General features: G+C 68.8%; 17 protein-coding genes. 12 read left to right on the forward strand and 5 right to left on the reverse strand.

Annotation, left to right across the window (positions count from 1 at the left end):
- Positions 1-73 precede the first annotated feature (73 nt).
- On the forward strand, positions 74-1,108 hold the full coding sequence (locus tag ACTJLF_RS23780; RefSeq protein ID WP_354414961.1) for an alpha/beta hydrolase family protein: 1,035 nt from the start codon (positions 74-76) through the stop codon (positions 1,106-1,108).
- A gap of 186 nt (positions 1,109-1,294) precedes the next feature.
- Positions 1,295-1,750: an adhesin gene (locus ACTJLF_RS23785; protein WP_440884025.1), complete on the forward strand. Its 456-nt coding sequence runs from the start codon at positions 1,295-1,297 to the stop codon at positions 1,748-1,750.
- A gap of 70 nt (positions 1,751-1,820) precedes the next feature.
- On the opposite strand, the gene ACTJLF_RS23790 is transcribed toward ACTJLF_RS23785, so the two are convergent.
- The 5 genes from ACTJLF_RS23790 to ACTJLF_RS23810 all read right to left on the reverse strand — a co-directional run bounded on the left by ACTJLF_RS23790 (position 1,821) and on the right by ACTJLF_RS23810 (position 8,030).
- Entirely contained in the window at positions 1,821-2,264 is a 444-nt protein-coding gene (locus ACTJLF_RS23790; protein ID WP_126183521.1) for a MaoC family dehydratase, read from the reverse strand.
- A 10-nt stretch (positions 2,265-2,274) separates the two neighbouring features.
- Positions 2,275-3,555, reverse strand: coding sequence for a benzoyl-CoA 2,3-epoxidase subunit BoxA (gene boxA / locus ACTJLF_RS23795; RefSeq protein ID WP_132756066.1), 1,281 nt, complete (start codon positions 3,553-3,555; stop codon positions 2,275-2,277).
- A 129-nt stretch (positions 3,556-3,684) separates the two neighbouring features.
- On the reverse strand, positions 3,685-5,112 hold the full coding sequence (gene boxB / locus ACTJLF_RS23800; protein WP_019653550.1) for a benzoyl-CoA 2,3-epoxidase subunit BoxB: 1,428 nt from the start codon (positions 5,110-5,112) through the stop codon (positions 3,685-3,687).
- A 135-nt stretch (positions 5,113-5,247) separates the two neighbouring features.
- Positions 5,248-6,924, reverse strand: coding sequence for a 2,3-epoxybenzoyl-CoA dihydrolase (boxC, locus tag ACTJLF_RS23805; protein ID WP_440884026.1), 1,677 nt, complete (start codon positions 6,922-6,924; stop codon positions 5,248-5,250).
- 161 nt (positions 6,925-7,085) lie between these two features.
- Complete coding sequence (locus ACTJLF_RS23810; protein ID WP_145759423.1) at positions 7,086-8,030, reverse strand: helix-turn-helix transcriptional regulator; 945 nt, start codon at positions 8,028-8,030, stop codon at positions 7,086-7,088.
- 163 nt (positions 8,031-8,193) lie between these two features.
- On the opposite strand from ACTJLF_RS23810, the gene ACTJLF_RS23815 reads away from it, so the two are divergent.
- The 10 genes from ACTJLF_RS23815 to ACTJLF_RS23860 all read left to right on the forward strand — a co-directional run bounded on the left by ACTJLF_RS23815 (position 8,194) and on the right by ACTJLF_RS23860 (position 19,740).
- A complete protein-coding gene (locus ACTJLF_RS23815; protein WP_132756070.1) occupies positions 8,194-8,688 on the forward strand; it encodes a 4-hydroxylaminobenzoate lyase in 495 nt (164 codons plus the stop codon).
- Positions 8,685-10,235 (forward strand): 3,4-dehydroadipyl-CoA semialdehyde dehydrogenase, encoded by a 1,551-nt coding sequence (locus ACTJLF_RS23820; protein WP_440884027.1) that lies wholly within the window; start codon positions 8,685-8,687, stop codon positions 10,233-10,235. The genes ACTJLF_RS23815 and ACTJLF_RS23820 overlap by 4 nt, the downstream gene beginning before the upstream one ends.
- 44 nt (positions 10,236-10,279) lie before the next feature.
- A complete protein-coding gene (locus ACTJLF_RS23825) occupies positions 10,280-11,827 on the forward strand; it encodes a benzoate-CoA ligase family protein (protein WP_126183528.1) in 1,548 nt (515 codons plus the stop codon).
- 154 nt (positions 11,828-11,981) lie between these two features.
- On the forward strand, positions 11,982-12,785 hold the full coding sequence (locus ACTJLF_RS23830) for an alpha/beta fold hydrolase (RefSeq protein ID WP_184605967.1): 804 nt from the start codon (positions 11,982-11,984) through the stop codon (positions 12,783-12,785).
- Positions 12,782-13,954: an ABC transporter substrate-binding protein gene (locus tag ACTJLF_RS23835; protein WP_126183530.1), complete on the forward strand. Its 1,173-nt coding sequence runs from the start codon at positions 12,782-12,784 to the stop codon at positions 13,952-13,954. Before ACTJLF_RS23830 ends, ACTJLF_RS23835 begins: the two co-directional genes overlap by 4 nt.
- Positions 13,955-14,103: 149 nt before the next feature.
- The gene (locus tag ACTJLF_RS23840; protein WP_440884028.1) at positions 14,104-14,976 is read left to right on the forward strand and encodes a branched-chain amino acid ABC transporter permease; all 873 of its coding nucleotides are present in this window, start codon (positions 14,104-14,106) and stop codon (positions 14,974-14,976) included.
- Positions 14,973-15,932, forward strand: a complete 960-nt coding sequence (locus ACTJLF_RS23845; RefSeq protein WP_440884029.1) for a branched-chain amino acid ABC transporter permease — start codon at positions 14,973-14,975, stop codon at positions 15,930-15,932. The genes ACTJLF_RS23840 and ACTJLF_RS23845 overlap by 4 nt, the downstream gene beginning before the upstream one ends.
- Positions 15,933-16,056: 124 nt before the next feature.
- Positions 16,057-16,803: an ABC transporter ATP-binding protein gene (locus ACTJLF_RS23850; RefSeq protein WP_440884030.1), complete on the forward strand. Its 747-nt coding sequence runs from the start codon at positions 16,057-16,059 to the stop codon at positions 16,801-16,803.
- Positions 16,804-16,890: 87 nt separating this feature from the next.
- A complete protein-coding gene (locus ACTJLF_RS23855; RefSeq protein ID WP_019653561.1) occupies positions 16,891-17,592 on the forward strand; it encodes an ABC transporter ATP-binding protein in 702 nt (233 codons plus the stop codon).
- Positions 17,593-17,757: 165 nt separating this feature from the next.
- A complete protein-coding gene (locus ACTJLF_RS23860; RefSeq protein WP_440884031.1) occupies positions 17,758-19,740 on the forward strand; it encodes a sigma-54-dependent Fis family transcriptional regulator in 1,983 nt (660 codons plus the stop codon).
- The last annotated feature ends 62 nt before the right edge of the window (positions 19,741-19,802 follow it).

Below are 19,802 nucleotides of genomic sequence, written 5' to 3' on the forward strand. Positions count from 1 at the left end.
CGCTTGCGGCTTTCGGCAAGACCGGGCGGCAGCACCCCGGCATCGTGCGGGCTCCAAAGGCAAGGAACCAACGATGCGACGCTCTTCTTCTTTCTTCTTCCTGTTTCTCGCGTTTTTCTGCAGCTGGGCACAGGCCTCGATGGGCCTGGCGGAGCTTCCCGCCGCCCCCGGGGACGGCCCGGTCACGGTGTTCTACCCATCGTCCGATGCTGCCCAGCCGACCCGCCGCGCCCGGTTCACGCTCGAAGTGGCGGCTGAGGGCACACCAGTGCCCGGCAACGGCCGGCTGGTGGTCATCTCGCACGGCTCGGGCGGCGCGCCGTGGGTGCACGCCGACATCGCGCGCAGCCTGGTCGAGGCTGGCTTTGTCGTCGCCATGCCGGAACACAAGGCCGACAACTACAAGGACGACAGCGATCCCGGGCCCGACAGCTGGACCATGCGGCCGGCCGAGGTGTCGCGTGCCATCGACGCGGTGGTTCGCGACCCGCGCTTCGCGCCGCTGCTGCGGCTGGACAAGGTCGGCATGTACGGCATGTCGGCGGGCGGGCACACCGCACTGAGCCTCGCGGGCGGGCGCTGGTCTCCGGCCGCGTTCGCCCGGCACTGCGAGGCAAACCTGGTGGACGACTTCCAGTCCTGCGTCGGCCTCGTCACGCGGCTGACCGGCGGCCCGCTGGACGACATCAAGAAATGGGCAGCGCTTTTCGTAATCCGCCGCCGCTTCGGCGACGACGCCGTGGCGCGCGAGCACACCGACCCGCGCATCGCGGCCATCGTGGCAGGTGTGCCCTCGTCGGCCGATTTCGACATGGGCTCGCTGGCCGATCCGCGCGTGCCGCTGGGCCTCATCACCGCCCGGCAAGACCGCTGGCTGATTCCGCGCTTCCACAGCGACCGCGTGCTCGCGGCCTGCCTGCCACGCTGTGAGCTGATCGCCGAAATGCCTACCGGCGGCCACGGTGCTCTGCTGTCGCCGCCACCGCCGGGGCTGTCAGGCCTCATCGGCGACATGCTCGATGACCCGCCGGGCTTTGACCGCCCGAATGTGTTGCAAGACGTGAACAAGAAGACAACGGCCTTCTTCCGCACTCATCTTCTGCCTTGATGGACGGAACGTTGATCTGGCGCCCTAACGCACGACCCCCCATTTCCGCCGACGGCCGGTTCCCACGCGCGCAGGCGAACCTGGCGCACATGGCGACAGATCCCGGCGCGGCGATGGTTGCACCCGGATCGATCGAACCCGGTCGGTCCGTGAAACGTGACCATGCAACGAAAGGAACAGTCACCCATGAAGCAACAGCATCAACACAAGCGCATCGTCCTCGGCACCCTGCTCGCAGGCCTGCTGGCCGTCGGCGGCGTCGCCCAGGCGCAAGGCGTCGGGGTCGGCGTCGGGGTCAATGCCGACGTGAATGCCTCGGGCTCCACCGCAGGCACACGCGGCGGTGCGGGTGCGGCAACCGGCGCCAATGCCGGGGCCAGCGCGAACACGAATGCAGGCAGCGCGGCGAGCGGCGCCACGGGTAGCGTCGGAAATACGGTCGGCGGCGTGCTGGGCGGCGCCACGGGTGCCGTCGGCGGAGCGACGAATGCCGTGGGCGGCGTGACCAACACGGTGGGCGGCACGCTCCAGGGCGCGACCGGTGCGGTCGGATCGGCCGGCGGCGCGGTGAAGGCGCCTGCCGTGGGCGCCAAGGCCCAGGGCCGGGCACAGGGCTCGGGCGCGGTCGACATCAAGAAGTAACCGCGACTTCAGCCCGATGAGAAAGGCCCGCGGTGCCGGAGCGCCGCGGGCCTTTTTCACGTCGCCTCGATCAGCAGGGAGGCTGGAGCTTGAACAGGCTCGTGACCTCGGCGTCGAGCACCATCAGTTCGCGCTGGTTGAAGAGCCGCCAGCGCCAGCGCAGGATGCCGAGCGTCGGCCGCTTCTCGGAGCGGCGCACCTCGATCACGTCGGCCACCAGCCGCAATGCATCGCCGGGGCGTACAGGGTTGGGCCAGCGCACATGCTCCAGGCCCGGCGACGCGAAGGATTCCGAACCGGCGAGCGCAGCCTCCACCACCAGCTTCATGGCGATGGAGCAGGTGTGCCACCCGCTGGCGATGAGCCCGCCGAAGGGGCTTTCCGCAGCGGCTTGCGCATCGACATGGAACCACTGCGGATCGTAGGCCTGCGCGAACTGCAGGAGTTCGGCCTCGGAGAGCACATAGGGCCCGGCCTCGATGACCTGGCCCGCGTGGAAGTCGGCGAACTTCATTCGCCGCGGCTCAGTAGGTCTCGAGGTGCAGGCGACCTTCGCGCTTCAGCGCGGCGCCCACCGTGTCCCAGTCGAGCCCGGCGTCCTTCGCCACGTCGCGCAGTGCGAGCACCACGCCTTCTTCCATGCTCTTGAGGCCGCACACGTAGAAGTGGCTGGCGCCGTCCTTCAGCAGCGCGGCCAGGTCGGCGGCGCGCTCGCGCATCAGGTCCTGCACGTAGCGCTTGGGTTGCCCGGGCGTGCGCGAGAACGCGAGGTTGATGTCGATGAAGTCCTTGGGCAGCGACTGCAGCGGACCGAAGTACGGCAGCTCCTGCTGCGTGCGCGCGCCGAAGAACAGCAGCAGCTTGCCGCCCTCGAACTTGCCGCTCTTGCGCAGCCGGCGCCGCCACTCGGTCATGGCGCGCATGGGCGCGCTGCCGGTACCGGTGCAGATCATCACGATGTGCGACTTGGGATGGTTCGGCATCAGGAACGAGGAGCCGAAGGGCCCCACCACCTGCACCGTGTCGCCCACCTTCAGGTCGCACACGTAGTTCGAGCACACGCCGCGCACGGGCGTGCCGTCGTGGTCTTCGGTGACGCGCTTCACGGTGAGCGAGACGTTGTTGTAGCCGGGCCGCTCGCCGTTGCGCGGGCTGGCCACCGAGTACTGGCGTGCATGGTGGCGCTTGCCCGTGGCGTCGGTGCCTGGCGGCACGATGCCGATCGACTGGCCCTCGAGCACCGGGAAAGGCACCACGCCGAAGTCGAGCACGATGTGGTGCGTCTCGCTGTCGAAGCCGGCCTCGGTGCAGTTGAAGTTGCCCACCACGGTGGCGGTGGTCGGCGTCTTCGGCGGAAAGAGGTTGGTGTAGGCATGCGCGGCCGACCAGGGCGGCACGGTGGCGCCGTACTGCGCGGAATTGAAGGCCGGCTCTATCGTTTCGACCGCGGCCTGGGCCTGCGCCTGCGTCTGGGCGGGCACGGCAGCTTCGGCACCCGCCGCGACGCCGGCCGCTTCGAGCTCCTCCGGCGAGAGCTCTGCGGGCAGCGATTCCCACGTGAACTGCTCCTCGATGGAATACGCGCGTACCAGCGGCATGGTGCGCCAGTTGTCGATCGAGCCCGTGGGGCACGGCGAGATGCAGGCCATGCAGCCGTTGCAGACGTCTGCACGCACGACGTAGTTGTTGTCGTCGTGCGTGATCGCGTTGACGGGGCAGGTGGCCTCGCAGGTGTTGCAGCGGATGCAGATCTCGGGGTCGATCAGGTGCTGCTTGATGACTCCGGCTTCGACGGCCATGTCCATGTTGTTCTCCTAGAGCCCTCCCCCTCCGGGGGAGGGTTGGGTGGGGGCACGCGGCGCTTGTCGTGGTCGCGCTGCTTGCCCCCATCCCTGCCTTCCCCAGAGGGGGAAGGAGCGATACCCAGATACCAATCAGCCGAAGCGGACGTACTCGAAATCCACCGGCTGGCGGTTGATGCCCATCACCGGCGGCGAGATCCAGCCGGCGAACTTGCCCGGCTCCACCACGCGGCCCATCAACGATGCCACGAAAGCGAAGTCTTCGGCACTGGGCAACCACTCGTCGCGCTTGGCGGCCCATTCCATGTCGTTCACCACGCGGCCTTCCGGCGACATCTTGATGCCGGCGAGCGCGCCGATCTGGCGGTTGAACGCCTTGTGCGGCACCACCAGACGCGTCGGGATGCCGGCCTTCTCCAGCACCTTGTTCCAGCGGCCCACGCCGGCCACCGAGTCCTTGATGAAGTCGTCGCGCAGCACTTCGTTGAGCGCGTTGAGCATCGGCACGTCCTTCTCGACGAGCTGGCCGTTCTGCACCTCGAGCACCTTGTAGGTCTGGCCCTTGAGCACGTGGTCGTCGGTGCGCTTGCCCTCTTCGTAGCGGCCCTTCAGGCCCGAACTGTAGAAGGTGGCGGCGTTGCTCGACTGGTCGGCGCCGAACAGGTCGATGGTCACGCTGTAGTGGAAGTTCAGGTAGCGCTGGATGGTCCCCAGGTCGATGGCGCCGGCGGCACGCACCTTCTGCGGGTCGTCGGTCTTGAGCTCGTTCATGACCTGCGCGGTGCGTGCGATGACGCGCGACACGCCGCTCTCGCCCACGAACATGTGGTGCGCTTCCTCGGTCAGCATGAACTTCGTGGTGCGCGCCAGCGGGTCGAAGGCGCTCTCGGCCAGCGCCGACAGCTGGAACTTGCCGTCGCGGTCGGTGAAGTACGTGAACATGAAGAACGCGAGCCAGTCGGGCGTGCGCTCGTTGAAGGCGCCCAGGATGCGCGGGTTGTTCTCGTCGCCCGAGGTGCGCTGCAGCAGGGCCTCGGCCTCTTCGCGGCCGTCGCGGCCGAAGTGCTTGTGCAGCAGGTAGACCATGGCCCACAGGTGGCGGCCCTCTTCCACGTTGATCTGGAACAGGTTGCGCAGGTCGTACATGCTGGGCGCGGTCAGGCCCAGGTGGCGCTGCTGCTCCACCGACGCGGGCTCGGTGTCGCCCTGAGTCACGATGATGCGGCGCAGGTTGGCGCGGTGCTCGCCCGGCACGTCCTGCCAGGCCTTCTCGCCCTTGTGGTCGCCGAAGTGGATCTCGCGGTTGGAGTCGCCGGGGTTCAGGAAGATGCCCCAGCGGTAGTCGCGCATCTTCACGTGGCCGAACTGGGCCCAGCCCTGCGGATCGACGCTCACGGCCGTGCGCAGGTAGACCTCGTGGTTGGTGGAGCCCTCGGGGCCCACGTCGTCCCACCAGTTGATGAAGTTCGGCTGCCAGCCTTCGAGCGCGCGCTGCAGCGTGCGGTCTTCGCCGAGGTTGACGTTGTTGGGGATCTTCTCGCTGTAGTTGATCGTGCTCATGGCGAAACCTTTATCGAGTGGTTGCTGGAGAGATGTCTGTTCAAGAAACGCTGCGGAACCGGCTTTGCCGGGCCGCTAGCGTTGCCCCCTGGAAGGGGGTCGGCGAAGCGACACGAAGTGCGCGAAGCCTGGGGGTCATACCCGATTCAGGTCGAAGCCGGCCTTCTGCCCGGTGCCGTAGACCTTCAGCGCACCCTTCTCGCCGACGGCGTTGGGGCGGTTGAAGATCCAGTTCTGCCAGGCCGAGAGGCGGCCGAAGATGCGGGTGACCATGTTCTCCTTGCTCGCGAAGCGCAGGTTGGCTTCCAGGCCAGTGAGCGAGTCGGGCGACATCGCGGCGCGTTCCTCGATGGCGATGCGGATCTCGTCGTCCCAGTCGATGTCGTCGGGGGCGGCGGTCACAAGGCCCAGCTTCAGGGCCTCGTCGGCGTCGAGCGGCTTGCCCGCGGCGGCACGCGCTGCTTCCAGCGGCGCGGCTTCCTCATAGAAGCGGCGCTGCAGTCGGCTCTGGTCGTTCACCATCGGGAAGAAGCCGAAGTTGAATTCGTCCAGCGTGAGCTTCGGCGCGCGTTCGGCATCGTCGGGCAGCGCGAGCATGTAGGCGCGGTCGGCCGCGAAGGCCAGCTCGGCCAGCGTGCCGGCGAAGCACGAGCCGGCTTCGATCAGCGCGAACAGGCTGCGCGAGGAAACATCCAGGCGGCCCAGGGTGCGGCGCAGCGCGCCGATGGTCTCGCGCACCAGCCAGTGGTCCTTGTTGGCGAGCATCACCGCGTCCGACGCGAGCACGGCGGCGGCATCGCCTTCCGTCTTGAGCAGCCAGGTGCCGATGTCGAGCTCGTTGGTGCGCAGGTTCAGGATGGCGTCGTCGAGCTCACGGCACATCGCGAGCGGCCACCATGCGGCGCCGGCCGCCTCGATGGCGGCGATGTCCGAGGGCTGCGCGCCGATGGGCGCCTTCACGGTGATGGTGGCGGTGCGCCTGCTGCGGTCGATCTGCACATTGACGTTCGCGTACGAGATGCCGTCGGCGCTGTCGGTGCGCTCGATGCGCGTGAGCGCCACGCCCTTGGCATTCGCGGGGCGGTCGCTGCCGGCGGCGAGCTGCGAGGCGCGTTCCTGCACGGCGGCGGCGAACTGAGCGGGCTTGGCGACCGCGTCGACCAGGCGCCACTCGACCGCGCGCTGGCCGCGCACGCCTTCGACGCTGGTGCAGAAGATGTCGGCGAGGTCATGGCGCACGTGGCGCTTGTCGGTCACGCGGGTCAGGCCGCCGGTGCCGGGCAGCACGCCCAGGAGCGGCACTTCGGGCAGCGACACGGCGGAGGAGCGGTCGTCCACCAGCAGGATCTCGTCGCAGGCCAGCGCCAGCTCGTAGCCGCCGCCCGCGCAGGCGCCGTTGACGGCCGCGAGGAACTTCAGGCCCGAGTGCTTCGAGGAGTCTTCGATGCCGTTGCGCGTCTCGTTGGTGAACTTGCAGAAGTTCACCTTCCATGCGTGGCTGGAGACGCCGAGCATGAAGATGTTGGCGCCCGAGCAGAAGATGCGGTCCTTGCCGCTGGTGACGATCACGCTGCGCACCTCGGGGTGCTCGAAGCGCACGCGGTTGAGCGCGTCGTTGAGTTCCACGTCCACGCCCAGGTCGTAGCTGTTGAGCTTGAGCTTGTAGCCGGGGCGGATGCCGCCGTCTTCCGCGATGTCGAGCACGAGGCGCGCGATGGCGCCGTCGAAGCTCAGCGACCAGTGACGGTACTGGCTCGGATCGGTGCGGTAGTCGACGCGCTGGGGCGCCTGGGGCGTGGTGGTGTCGGTCATGCGGAAGTCTCCTGTGGGGGCAGCTGTGGGGCAGTATTCGGAAACCGGGAACAGGAAAGATAATGCACTTTCTTGTCCGATGACATGCATCATGCTGCATGCACACAGGCAAGTCAATGCCTGCTGCACTTTTTTTCAGATTTTGGAAGCCCCGAGGGCGACTAGACCAGTCCCATGGACTGGCGTACGGCCGCGCGCAGGGCCTGGAAGCTCTGCGGCAGCGTCTTGCCGCTGGTGTCCACCGACAGGTCGGCCTTCGAATAGAAGGCGGCGCGGCCATTGAGGATGCGGCGCAGGTCCTCCATCGCCTCCTTGCTGGCTGCCATCGGGCGGGTGTCGCCCTGCGCGGCCACGCGGCCCATGTGCTCCTCGGGCGCGGCCTGGAGCCACACGGTGGTGCAGTGCGCGAGCAGCTCGTTGAAGGTGGCCGGGTCGGAGACGATGCCACCGGGCGTGGCGATCACCACCTCGCTGTAGATCTGCACCGCCTCTTCCAGCGCGCGGCGCTCGTAGCGGCGGTAGGCATTGGTGCCGTACAGGTCATGGATCTCGCGCACGCTGCAGCCGGCGAGCTTCTCGATCTCGCGGCTGAGCTCGATGAAGGGAATCTCCAGGTCTTCCGCCAGCATCTGGCCCAGCGTGGACTTGCCCGCCCCGCGCAGGCCCACGAGCGCGATGCGGCGGTGCCGCGCCGGATCGACCGAGGCGGTGCCCAGCAGCTCGCCGATCGCCACGCGCACGCGGCGCAGATCGGCCTCGCTGCGGTTCTCGAGCAGCTCGCGGATCAGCAGCCACTCGGGCGAACTTGTCGTGACGTCGCCCACCAGCTCGGCCAGCGAGCAGTGCAGCGCGCCGGCCACCTGCTGCAGCACCAGGATCGACGCGTTGCCGATGCCGTATTCGAGATTGGCCAGGTGGCGCTCAGACACGTCGGCCGCGATGGCCACCGCCTTGCGGGTGAGGCCGCGCTGCGCGCGCAGGTTGCGCACGCGGTCGCCAAGCGCCGACAGCAGCGGATTCTTCGCCTCCCCGGCGACGGCCTGGCCCGGCGCGCTGTCGCCGCCTTCAGCCGCGGCGGCCAGCGCCGCGTCTACATGCTCGTTCATGCAATTCCTCGTTCTTCGCCGGGATTGTGCTCGCTCAGGGTAAACACCATAGATGCACTATATTGCTTGACACCCTTTGTCTCGCTGCTTATCGTTCGGCCACACGCAAGATACTGCACGCGCAGTGATCCTGCAAGGTAGTTCCAAAGTTCGAGGCCCCACGATGTCCGACACCAGCAGCACTCCCGCCACCGGCAAGGAAGCATTCCACCAGCTGATCGCCGGCCTGACCGCCCAGATCGCCGGCAAGCCGCTCGATGGCGAGCTGGACCGGTGGCTCAACGCCCACCACGGCGCCGGCAGCGCCAGCTTCGAGCAGCTGCGCCAGGCCTGCATCGGCGGCGTCGCCGAAGGCTGGCTCTGCGAGCGCGAGGGCGGCGGCATCAGGTACGGCCGAGTCTTCAAGGCCGAAGACGCCCTGCACCGCTTCTCGGTCGACGTGGTCGACATGCAGGACATCGCCGGTCCTCACCACACGCATCCCAACGGCGAGATCGACCTGATCATGCCGCTCGACGACCACCCGGCCACCTTCGACGGACGGCCCGCGGGCTGGTGCGTCTACGGGCCCGGCACCGCGCACCGCCCGACCGTGGCCAGCGGCCGCGCGCTCGTCCTTTATCTACTGCCCGAGGGGCAGATCAAGTTCACCCAATGACCGAGCTTCTTTCCAACTACGTCGCCGGCCGCTGGCAAAGCGGATCGGGCGTCGGCACGCCGCTGTTCGACCCGGTGCTGGGCACCGAGCTCGCGCGCGTCGATGCCACCGGCCTCGACCTGCCCGCCGCATTCGCCTTTGCACGCGAGCAGGGCGGCAATGCGTTGCGCGCCCTCACCTACCGCCAGCGGGCCGCATTGCTCGCGGCCATCGTGAAGGTGCTGCAGGCCAACCGCGAGGCCTACTACGAGATCGCCACCGCCAACTCGGGCACGGTGAAGAACGACTCGGCCGTGGACATCGACGGCGCGATCTTCACGCTGGGCCAGTACGCGAAGTGGGGCGATGCGCTCGGCGACGTGCGCGCGCTGCGCGACGGTGATGCGGTCAAGCTCGGCAAGGAGCCGGTGTTCCAGTCGCAGCACCTGCAGGTGCCGACGCAGGGTGTGGCGCTCTTCATCAACGCCTTCAACTTCCCCTCGTGGGGCCTGTGGGAGAAGGCCGCGCCCGCGCTGCTGTCGGGCGTGCCGGTGATCGTGAAGCCGGCCACCGCCACCGCCTGGCTCACGCAGCGCATGGTGAAGGACGTGGTCGATGCGGGCGTGCTGCCAGCCGGCGCGCTTTCCATCGTCTGCGGCAGCTCGGCCGGTTTGATGGATGCGCTGCAGCCCTTCGACGTGGCTTCCTTCACCGGCTCGGCCGAGACCGCCGCGGTGATCCGCTCGCACCCGGCGGTGGCGCAGCGCTCGGTGCGCGTGAACATCGAGGCCGACAGCCTCAACAGCGCCCTGCTGCTGCCCGGGGCCGCTGCCGGCAGCGACGCCTTCAACCTGCTCGTGCGCGAAGTGGTGCGCGAGATGACGGTGAAGTCGGGCCAGAAGTGCACCGCCATCCGCCGCATCCTGGTGCCGGCGGAGTCGTACGACGCAGTGGCCGAGGCCATCGGCGCGAAGCTCGCGGGCACCACGGTCGGCAATCCGCGCGACGAGAGCGTGCGGATGGGCTCGCTCGTGAGCCGCGCCCAGCTGGACGCGGTGCGCGAAGGCCTCGACACACTGGCCAAGCAGACCACCGTGCTGCACGACGGCCGCAACAAGCCCCTGGTCGACGCCGACCCGGCCGTCGCCGCCTGCATCGGCCCCGTGCTGCTGGGCGCACGCGATGCCGACGCGGCGCAGCTGGTGCACGACGTGGAAGTGTTCGGACCGGTCGCCACGCTGCTGCCCTACCGCGACCTCGCGCACGGCATCGCGCTCGCGCATCGCGGCCAGGGCTCGCTCGTCACCTCCATCTATGGCAGCGACGACGCGGCGCTGGCGCAGGCCGCGCTGGCCGTCGCGCCGAGCCACGGCCGCGTGCACGTCATCACGCCCGAGGTGGCGCAGGCCCACACCGGCCACGGCAACGTGATGCCGATGTCGCTGCACGGCGGCCCCGGCCGCGCAGGCGGCGGCGCCGAGCTGGGCGGGCTGCGCGCGCTCGATTTCTATCACCGCCGCGCGGCGGTACAGGCAAGCCCCGGCGTCCTCGCCGCACTCGGCCTTTAGAAGAAGAAAAAACAAGAACACGCAAGGCTGAAGGAGACAAGACCATGACCCTGCCCCCACGATTCAACTTCGCCGGACACCTGTTCGAGCTCAACCGCGAACGCGCCGCGCGCACCGCCTACATCGACGACCGCGGCACCATGAGCTACGGCCAGCTCGAGGAGCGTTCGCGCCGCCTGGCCGCCGCGCTGCGGGCCGCCGGCATCCGGCGCGAGGAGCGCGTGCTGCTGCTGATGCTCGACGGCAACGACTGGCCCGTGAGTTTCCTCGGCAGCCTCTATGCCGGCGTGGTGCCGGTGGCAGTGAACACGCTGCTCACGCCCGACGACTACGCCTACATGCTCGACCACAGCCGCGCTCAGGCGGTGCTGGTCTCGGGCGCGCTGCTGCCGACGCTGCAGGAGGCGATGTCGCGCGGCGGGCACGAGGTGCGCGCTCTCTTCGTCTCGCAACCCACCGGCGCCCTGCCCGAAGGCGCGCAGGAGTTCGACGCCGCACTCGCCGCCGTCGAACCGCTGGCATCGCCCGTGACCACCGCATCGGACGACCCGGGCTTCTGGCTGTATTCCTCCGGCTCCACCGGCAAGCCCAAGGGCACGGTCCACACGCACGCCAACCTGTGGTGGACGGCCGAGCTCTATGGCAAGCCGGTGCTCGGCCTCACCGAAGACGACGTCTGCTTCTCCGCCGCCAAGATGTACTTCGCGTACGGGCTGGGCAATGCGCTGACCTTCCCGCTCTCGGTGGGCGCCACCGTGGTGCTGATGGCCGAGCGCCCCACGCCCGATGCCACCTTCCGCCGCTGGACGGAGCACAGACCGACCGTGTTCTTCGGCGCGCCAACGGGCTTTGCCGGCATGCTCGCGTCGCCGAAGCTGCCCGCACGCGAGGCGGTGGCGCTGCGCATGTGTTCGTCGGCCGGCGAGGCGCTGCCCGGCGAGATCGCGCAACGCTTCAGGACGCACTTCGGCTGCGAGATCATCGACGGCATCGGCTCGACGGAGATGCTGCACATCTTCATCTCCAACCGCCCCGGCGACGTGCGCTACGGCACCACCGGCCGGCCGGTGGAAGGCTACGAGGTCGAGCTGCGCGGCGAGGACGGCCGCCCCGTGCCCGACGGCGAGGTGGGCGACCTCTACATCCGCGGCCCGAGCTCGGCGCTGATGTACTGGGCCAACCGCGAGAAGTCGCGCGAGACCTTCCAGGGCGGCTGGACCAAGAGCGGCGACAAGTACACCCGCGACGCCGACGGCTACTACACCTATGCCGGGCGCAGCGACGACATGCTCAAGGTCAGCGGCATCTACGTCTCGCCCTTCGAGGTCGAGGCCACGCTGATGCAGCACCCGGCCGTGCTCGAGGCGGCGGTGATCGGCAAGGAAGACGCCGACGGCCTGACCAAGACCAAGGCCTTCGTCGTGCTGAAGGACGGCGGCGCGGCCACCGAGGACGAGCTCAAGGCCTTCGTCAAGGAGCGGCTGGCACCCTACAAGTACCCGCGCTTCCTGGAGTTCGTGGCCGAGCTGCCGAAGACGGCGACCGGGAAGATCCAGCGGTTCAGGTTGCGTGAGAAGGAAAGGCAATCGTGATGCGCGCGCCGTCTCCGTCTTTCCCCCTCCCCCGCTGGGGGAGGGCCGGGGTGGGGGCATCGGCCTCCACGCAGACACGGCCCCTGCGAGCGCCGCTTGCCCCCATCCCAGCCTTCCCCCAGAGGGGGAAGGAGCAACAGCCGGCAGCGACCTCATGAGCACGGAGTTCGCAGACATCATCTGGCGCAACCGCGAGGTGCGCATCGAATGCCAGTGGATCGCCCCCGAACGCACCGACGCCCCGCTCGTCGTCTTCCTGCACGAGGGCCTGGGCTCCGTCGCGATGTGGAAGGACTTCCCCGCGCGGCTGTGCGAAGCCGCCGGCGTGAGCGGCCTCGTGTTCTCGCGCCCCGGCTACGGCCGCTCGACGCCGCGCGCGAACGACGAGATCTGGGACGTCGACTTCATGCACCGCCAGGCGCACGAGGTGCTGCCAGCGCTCTTCGCCGCGCTCGGCCTCGGCGACCGCAAGCCCTGGCTCTTCGGCCACAGCGACGGCGGTTCGATCTCGCTGCTGTACGCCTCGCGCTTTCCGGACAAGGTGGCGGGCCTCGTGGTGCTGGCGCCGCACATCTTCGTGGAGGACGTGACGGTGGCGAACATCGAGAACGCGCGCACCGCCTACCTCGACACCGACCTGCCGCAGAAGCTGGGCCGCTACCACGACAGCGCCGACTCGGCCTTCTGGGGCTGGAACCGCATCTGGCTGCATCCGCCATTTCGCGACTGGAACATCGAGCGCGAACTCGACACCATCCGCTGCCCCGTGCTCGCCGTGCAGGGCATCGACGACGAGTACGGCACCCTCGCGCAGATCCGCGGCATCGCCGCGCGCGTCGGTGGTTGCGAGCTGCTCGAAATCCCTGAATGCGGGCATTCCCCGCATCGCGATCAGCCGGATCGTGTCATCGTCGCGGCCACTTCCTTCATCACCAAAAACAGGAGACAGACACCATGACAATCCGCACCGCCCGCCTGGCCCTTACGGCCATCGCCTTCGCCGCGCTCGCGTCGGCTGCAGGCGCCCAAGGCACAGGCAAGCTCAAGGTCGGCCTGATGCTGCCCTACAGCGGCACCTACACCGCACTGGGCGTGGCCATCGAGAACGGCTTCAAGCTCTACGTCGACGAGCAGGGCGGCAAGCTCGCCGGCCGCGAGATCGAGTACTTCAAGGTCGACGACGAATCTGACCCGGCCAAGGCCACCGACAACGTCAACAAGCTCATCAAACGCGACAACGTCGACGTGATCGTCGGCACGGTGCATTCGGGCGTAGCGATGGCCATGGCCAAGGCCGCCAAGGAAAGCGGCACCGTGCTGATCGTGCCCAACGCCGGCGCCGACGCCGTCACCGGCCCGATGTGCGCGCCCAATATCTTCCGCAGCTCGTTCAGCAACTGGCAGCCGGCCTACGCCATGGGCGAGGTGGCGGCCAAGCAGCAGGGCAAGAAGAAGGCGATGACCATCACCTGGAAGTACGCGGCGGGCGACGAGTCGGTCAACGGCTTCAAGGAAGGCTTCGAGAAGAACGGCGGCAAGGTCGAGAAGCAGCTCACCCTGCCCTTCCCCAACGTGGAGTTCCAGGCGCTGCTGACCGAGATCGCGGCGGCCAAGCCCGATGCGGTGTACGCCTTCTTCGCCGGCGGCGGCGCGGTGAAGTTCGTCAAGGACTACCAGGCCGCGGGCCTGAACAAGACCATTCCGTTGTACGGCCCCGGCTTCCTGACCGACGGCACGCTCGACGCGCAGGGCGAATCGGCCCAGGGCATGCTCACCACGCTGCACTACGCCGACGGCCTGAACACCGCACGCGACAACGCCTTCCGCGTGGCGTACGCCAAGTCGTTCAAGCTGCAGCCCGACGTGTACGCGGTGCAGGGCTACGACGCGGCGCAGATGCTGGGCGTGGGCCTGAACGCGACCAAGGGCGACATCTCGAAGAAGGCCGAGTTCGCGGCCGCCGTCGAGAAGGCGAAGATCGACAGCCCGCGCGGCACCTTCACCGTGAGCAAGGCCCACAACCCGGTGCAGGACATCTATCTGCGCAAGGTGGAGGGCAAGGAGAACAAGCTGGTGAGCACCGCGATCAAGGGCCTGGCCGACCCCGCTCGCGGCTGCAGGATGTAGATAGGTACACCCCCAGGCTTCGCTCACTTCGTGTGCTGCGCCAACCCCCTTGCAGGGGGCGACACCTGCGGCCCGGCGAAGCCGGTTCCGCGGTGTCCCGCGCAGTGCACTCCCATTGAACAACGATCCCGCCCAGAGAGAACCTCCTCGTGGATTTCGGAACCTTCCTGGTCCAGTGCCTGAACTCGGTTCAGTACGGACTGCTTCTCTTCCTCGTGGCCTCGGGGCTGACGCTGATCTTCGGGATCATGGGCGTCATCAACCTTGCCCACGGGAGCTTCTACATGATCGGCGCGTACATGGCGTTCTCGCTCGCGCCGCTGTTCGGCGACCAGTTCTTGCCGATGCTGGTGGCCGGCGTGGTGCTGGCGGCCGTGTTCGGCTACCTGCTCGAATGGGCCTTCTTCAGCTACCTCTACCAGCGCGACCACCTGCAGCAGGTGCTGATGACCTACGGCCTGATCCTGGTGTTCGAGGAGCTGCGCTCCATCCTGGTGGGCAACGACGTGCACGGCGTGAAGGTGCCCGCGTGGCTCGACGGCAGCTTCGCGCTGGGCAGCGTGATGAGCTATCCGTGGTACCGCCTCTTCGCATCGGCCGCCTGCATCGTGCTGGCCGTGGGCCTGTACTGGGTGGTGAACCGCACGCGGCTGGGCATGATGATCCGCGCCGGCGCGAGCAACCGCGACATGGTGCGCGGCCTGGGCATCGACGTGAAGCGGCTCTACCGCATCGTGTTCGCCGCCGGCGTGGCGCTCGCGGCGCTGGCCGGCATGATCGCCGCGCCGATGTCTTCCGTGTATCCCAACATGGGCGCGAGCGTGCTCATCATCTGCTTCGTGCTGGTGGTGATCGGCGGCATCGGCTCGATCACCGGTGCGCTGGTGGCCTCGCTGCTGGTGGGCTTCGTCGACACCTTCGGCAAGGTGTTCTTCGCCGACCTCGCCGGCATCGGCATCTACCTGCTGATGGCCGTCGTGCTGATCTGGAAGCCCGAGGGGCTGATGGGGAGGCGGCCATGACAGCCATGAAGCGCGGCGCATTCCTGCTGCCCGTGGCCTGCGCGGTCGCCATCGGCGTCGCCGGCCCGTTCATGGGCAACTACGCATCGGACTTCATCGTGAAGGTGATGATCCTCTCGATCTTCGCGCTGAGCCTGGAGCTGCTGGTGGGCATGACCGGCCTCGTGAGCCTGGGCCACGCGGCGTTCTACGGCATCGGCGCATACGTCACCGTGCTGGCCTCGGGCAACGAGGGCGGCAACTTCGCACTGCTGCTGCCGCTGTCCATGGGCGCGGCCGCGCTCTACGCGCTTTTCGTCGGCGCGTTGAGCCTGCGCACGCGCGGCGTGTACTTCATCATGGTGACGCTGGCCTTCGCGCAGATGGCCTTCTTCGTCTTCCACGACACCAAGGTCGGCGGCGGCAGCGACGGCATCTACATGTATGTGCGGCCCGTCATCGGCGCGCTCGACATGGAGAACCGCACGGTGCTGTTCTACGTGGTGCTGGCGTCGCTGGTGTTCACCTACGCGCTGCTGGCGCTCATCCGGCGCTCGCGCTTCGGCGCGGCGCTCGCGGGCATCCGCGTGAACGAGCAGCGCATGCGCGCCGCCGGCTTCGCGGTGTACGGCTACAAGCTCGCGGCCTTCGTGCTGGCCGGCGCGCTGGCCGGGCTCGCGGGCTTCCTGCTGGCCTCGCGCGACGGCGTGGTCAACCCGGAGCTGATGGCCTGGCACAACTCGGGCGAGGTGCTGCTGATGGTGATCCTGGGCGGCCTGGGACACCTGCGCGGCGCGGTGATCGGCGCGGTGGCGTTCACGCTGCTCAAGGAGATCTTCTCCACGCACGCGGTGATGGGCCCGCTGGCCGACCACTGGCAGCTGACGCTGGGGCTCACGATCATCGTGTTCGTGGCGCTGCTGCCCAAGGGCCTGATCGGTCTCGTCCAACGCCTGTCGCCGAAGGGGGCTGCATGACTTGCACGCCGACTTCCTCCCGCCCCCGCTGGGGGAGGGCCGGGGTGGGGGCACGCGGCGCCTCCATCGAGCGCCCTGCCTGCCCCCATCCCCACCTTCCCCAAAAGTGGGAAGGAGCAAGACCATGACCGTACTTCTCTCCGTCGACAAGCTCACCCGTCGCTTCGGCGGCCTCACCGCGGTCAACGCCGTCACGCTCGACCTGCACGTGGGCGAGGTGCACGCCGTGATCGGCACCAACGGCGCCGGCAAGTCGACGCTGATCAACATGCTCTCGGGCGAGATCGAGGCGAGCGAAGGCCGCATCGCGCTCGACGGCGTGGACATCACCGGCCGCGCGCAATGGAAGCGCGCGCGCGACGGCGTGGGCCGCAGCTACCAGCGCACGACCATCTTCCCGGAGTTCAGCGTGCACGAGAACTGCCGGCTGGCCGCACAGGCCGCGACGCCCAGGCCCTGGGCCTTCTGGCAGTCGTCGCGCGGCTGCGCCACCAGCAGCGCATCGGCCGACGCGGCGCTCGAAGCCGCCGGCCTCGCGCACGAGGCACAGCGCATCGCCGGCACCATGAGCCACGGCGCGCAGCGACAGCTCGAGGTGGCGATGTGCCTGGCCACCAATCCGCGCGTGCTGCTGCTGGACGAGCCCCTCGCCGGCATGGGCGCCGAGGAAACCGACCGCATGCTCACGCTGCTCGCGCGGCTGAAGGCCACGCACGCGATCCTGCTGGTGGAGCACGACATGGACGCAGTCTTCCGCATCGCCGACCGCATCACGGTGATGGTGAACGGCACCGTCATCGCGACCGGCAACCCGGCGGAGATCCGCGAGAACCCCGAAGTCCGCACCGCCTACCTCGGAGAAGACCACTGATGCCCCCACGCTCATCACTTCGTGTATTCGCTGCCCTCCGAGGGGGCGCCGGCCTCCCTTGGGGCGGCCCGGCGGGAGGCCACTGACATGCTCATCGTCCGAGACCTCAACACCTACTACGGCAACAGCCACATCCTGCGCGGCGTGCATGCGGGCGTTCCGGCGGCCACCTCGGTCGGCCTGCTCGGGCGCAACGGCATGGGCAAGACCACGCTGATCCGCACCATGATGGGCTACGTGCGCCCCGCGTCGGGCGAAGTGCAGGTCGACGGCCGCACCGTCACCGGCCTGCCGCCCGAGAAGATGGCGCGCCTGGGCATCGGCTACGTGCCCGAGGGGCGCGGCATCTTCCCCAACCTGTCGGTGCGCGAGAACCTCGTGATGAGCGAGCGAGCCGGCATCGACGGCCGTCGCGAATGGACCTTCGACCGCGTGATGGCGACCTTCCCGCGCCTGTCCGAACGCCTGTCGAACGGCGGCCAGCAACTCTCGGGCGGCGAGCAGCAGATGCTCTCGATCGGCCGCGCGCTCATGACCAACCCGCGCCTGCTGATCCTCGACGAGGCCACCGAAGGCCTCGCACCGCTGATCGTGGCCGAGATCTGGCGCGTGATCGGCGAGATCCGCGCGACAGGCATCGCCACGCTGATCGTCGACCGCGACTACCGCAAGGTGCTCGCGAACACCGATCTCGCGGTGGTGATGGAGAAGGGCCAGATCGTGCGGCACGGTGCCTCGGCGGACCTGCTCGCCGAGCCGCATGCGCTGGAGGAGTTGCTGGGCGTCTGAGCGACCCAAAGGCAGGCGCGTACCGCCGCTGTGAGCGGGAGTAACACGTCCGTTCCACCGGGTTTCACCTCTGTCCTGCGACAGCGCGACAGCCGAATGATGGACGGCTGCACGGCCCCGGCCTGGCCGTGCGCACCCCATTCCCCTCCACTCGCGAGGCTGCGCATGACGTCCCTGCAATCGCGCCACATCGACAACGTCTACTCCATCGCCACCGGTACCGCGCTGGTGGCCGATCCGGCGCAGAGCCTGGTCCACAAGTCGTGGGCGCGCTGCGTGCGCGACCATGGGCTCGATCCGTCGAAGCCGACGCCGGCGCGCATTCTGCCGGCGCAGGAGGTGCGTGCGCACCAGCAGCAGCTGGAGCACTTCCTGCGCGCCGCGCGCGCGGGCATGGAAGACATCTACCGCCGCGTGGCCGACCTGGGCTACATGGTGCTGCTGACGGACGCCGAAGGCATCACCGTCGACTACATCGGCAACCCCGCGTGGGACGACCAGCTGCGCAAGGCCGGCCTCTACCTGGGCGCGGACTGGAACGAGGCGCATGCTGGCACCTGCGGCGTGGGCACCTGCCTGGTGGAGCGCCAGCCGATGACCTGCCACCAGACCGAGCACTTCGACGCCACGCACATCGCGCTGACCTGCACCACCGCGCCGCTGTTCGACCACAGCGGCAAGCTCACGGCGATCCTCGACGTGTCGGCGCTGCGCTCGCCGGAGGCCAGGGAGAGCCAGCATCTCGTGCGGCACCTGGTGGCCATCTACGCACGGATGATCGAGGACGCCGACTTCCTGCGCAGCTTCCGCGGCCACTGGATCCTGCGACTGGGCAGCGCCTTCGGCCTCGTCGATGTGGCGGGCGAGGTGATGCTGGCCTTCGACGAGGGCGGCACCGTGGTGGGCGCGAACGGCGGCGCGCGGCAGGCCTTTGCCGGACGCGCGCTGGGCGGTGCGATATCCGAATGGCTGCACATGCCGATGGATGCCATCTGGCGCATCGGCAACGGCGGCGCATCGGCCATGCCCTTCGCGCACACGGTGCTGCTGCCGGGCGGCGGCGAGTACCACGCGTCGCTGCTGGCGCCGCGGGTGCGCAGGCCGGCGGCGACGGCCGCAGCGGCTGTCGCGCCGGCATCGCCGTCGGCACGTCCGGGCGATCGGCTGCCGCCGCTGGAACGCATCGCGGGCGACGATCCGCAGATGCAGAAGCTGCTCGCGCAGGCACGCCGGCTGGTGGACCGCGGCATCCACGTGCTGGTCGAGGGCGAGACCGGCAGCGGCAAAGAGGTACTGGCCCGCGCGCTGCACGGCGCGAGCAGCCGCGCGGCGATGCCCTTCGTGGCGGTGAACTGCGCGGCCATCCCCGATTCGCTCATCGAGAGCGAGCTGTTCGGCTACACGCCCGGCAGCTTCACCGGCGGCCGCGCCAAGGGCATGAAGGGCCTGATCGCGCAGGCCGACCGGGGCACGCTGTTCCTCGACGAGATCGGCGACATGCCGATGGCGCTGCAGACGCGGCTGCTGCGCGTGCTGGCTGAAGGCGAGGTGCTGCCTCTCGGAGCCGAGTCGCCGCAGCGGGTCGACATTGCGGTGGTGGCGGCCACGCACCGGCACCTGCCCGGGCTGGTGGCCTCGGGGCGTTTTCGCGAGGACCTCTACTACCGCCTGTGCGGCGCGGTGCTGAAGCTGCCGCCGCTGCGCGAGCGCGGCGACATGCGCTACCTGATCGAGGGCATGTTCAACGAGGAAGCCGCGGCGATGTCTTCGCCGGCGCGGCTGTCGGAAGAGGCGATGCGGAGACTGCTGGCGCATGACTGGCCGGGGAATCTGCGGGAGCTGCGCAATGTGCTGAGGCTGGCGTTGGCGCTGTGCAGCGACGGCCGGGTCGGCGTGGAAGACATCCAGCTCCAGCTGCCCGCACGGTCGGGCAACGTCGCCCCGGCCACCGTGGCGCATGTTGCAGCCTCTTCGCCCGCCGACGCAGATGGCATCCCCGCCGCCGAGCTGATCGAACTGCTCAGGCGCCACAGATGGCACGTGGCACGCGCGGCCGACGAGCTTGGCTTGAGCCGTGCCACGGTTTACCGGCACATGAAGCGCCACGGCATCGCGCCGCCGCGCAGCCGGCCGTTGGCGGACGACTGAGGCGCGCTGCGACAGTTGTCTCGCCTTCGTCGCATGCGGCGTGCGACAAACGCTTCCGCTGC

The organism is Variovorax sp. 22077 (genome assembly GCF_052044195.1).
Lineage (GTDB): Bacteria > Pseudomonadota > Gammaproteobacteria > Burkholderiales > Burkholderiaceae_C > Variovorax > Variovorax atrisoli.

What these genes read in the sequence shown, in the direction of transcription:
- ACTJLF_RS23780 (WP_354414961.1), top strand. Translation starts at nt 74, where the DNA reads ATGCGACGCTCTTCTTCTTTCTTCTTCCTGTTTCTCGCGTTTTTCTGC.
- ACTJLF_RS23785 (WP_440884025.1), top strand. Translation starts at nt 1,295, where the DNA reads ATGAAGCAACAGCATCAACACAAGCGCATCGTCCTCGGCACCCTGCTC.
- ACTJLF_RS23790 (WP_126183521.1), bottom strand. Translation starts at nt 2,264, where the DNA reads ATGAAGTTCGCCGACTTCCACGCGGGCCAGGTCATCGAGGCCGGGCCC.
- boxA (WP_132756066.1), bottom strand. Translation starts at nt 3,555, where the DNA reads ATGGACATGGCCGTCGAAGCCGGAGTCATCAAGCAGCACCTGATCGAC.
- boxB (WP_019653550.1), bottom strand. Translation starts at nt 5,112, where the DNA reads ATGAGCACGATCAACTACAGCGAGAAGATCCCCAACAACGTCAACCTC.
- boxC (WP_440884026.1), bottom strand. Translation starts at nt 6,924, where the DNA reads ATGACCGACACCACCACGCCCCAGGCGCCCCAGCGCGTCGACTACCGC.
- ACTJLF_RS23810 (WP_145759423.1), bottom strand. Translation starts at nt 8,030, where the DNA reads ATGAACGAGCATGTAGACGCGGCGCTGGCCGCCGCGGCTGAAGGCGGC.
- ACTJLF_RS23815 (WP_132756070.1), top strand. Translation starts at nt 8,194, where the DNA reads ATGTCCGACACCAGCAGCACTCCCGCCACCGGCAAGGAAGCATTCCAC.
- ACTJLF_RS23820 (WP_440884027.1), top strand. Translation starts at nt 8,685, where the DNA reads ATGACCGAGCTTCTTTCCAACTACGTCGCCGGCCGCTGGCAAAGCGGA.
- ACTJLF_RS23825 (WP_126183528.1), top strand. Translation starts at nt 10,280, where the DNA reads ATGACCCTGCCCCCACGATTCAACTTCGCCGGACACCTGTTCGAGCTC.
- ACTJLF_RS23830 (WP_184605967.1), top strand. Translation starts at nt 11,982, where the DNA reads ATGAGCACGGAGTTCGCAGACATCATCTGGCGCAACCGCGAGGTGCGC.
- ACTJLF_RS23835 (WP_126183530.1), top strand. Translation starts at nt 12,782, where the DNA reads ATGACAATCCGCACCGCCCGCCTGGCCCTTACGGCCATCGCCTTCGCC.
- ACTJLF_RS23845 (WP_440884029.1), top strand. Translation starts at nt 14,973, where the DNA reads ATGACAGCCATGAAGCGCGGCGCATTCCTGCTGCCCGTGGCCTGCGCG.
- ACTJLF_RS23850 (WP_440884030.1), top strand. Translation starts at nt 16,057, where the DNA reads ATGACCGTACTTCTCTCCGTCGACAAGCTCACCCGTCGCTTCGGCGGC.
- ACTJLF_RS23855 (WP_019653561.1), top strand. Translation starts at nt 16,891, where the DNA reads ATGCTCATCGTCCGAGACCTCAACACCTACTACGGCAACAGCCACATC.
- ACTJLF_RS23860 (WP_440884031.1), top strand. Translation starts at nt 17,758, where the DNA reads ATGACGTCCCTGCAATCGCGCCACATCGACAACGTCTACTCCATCGCC.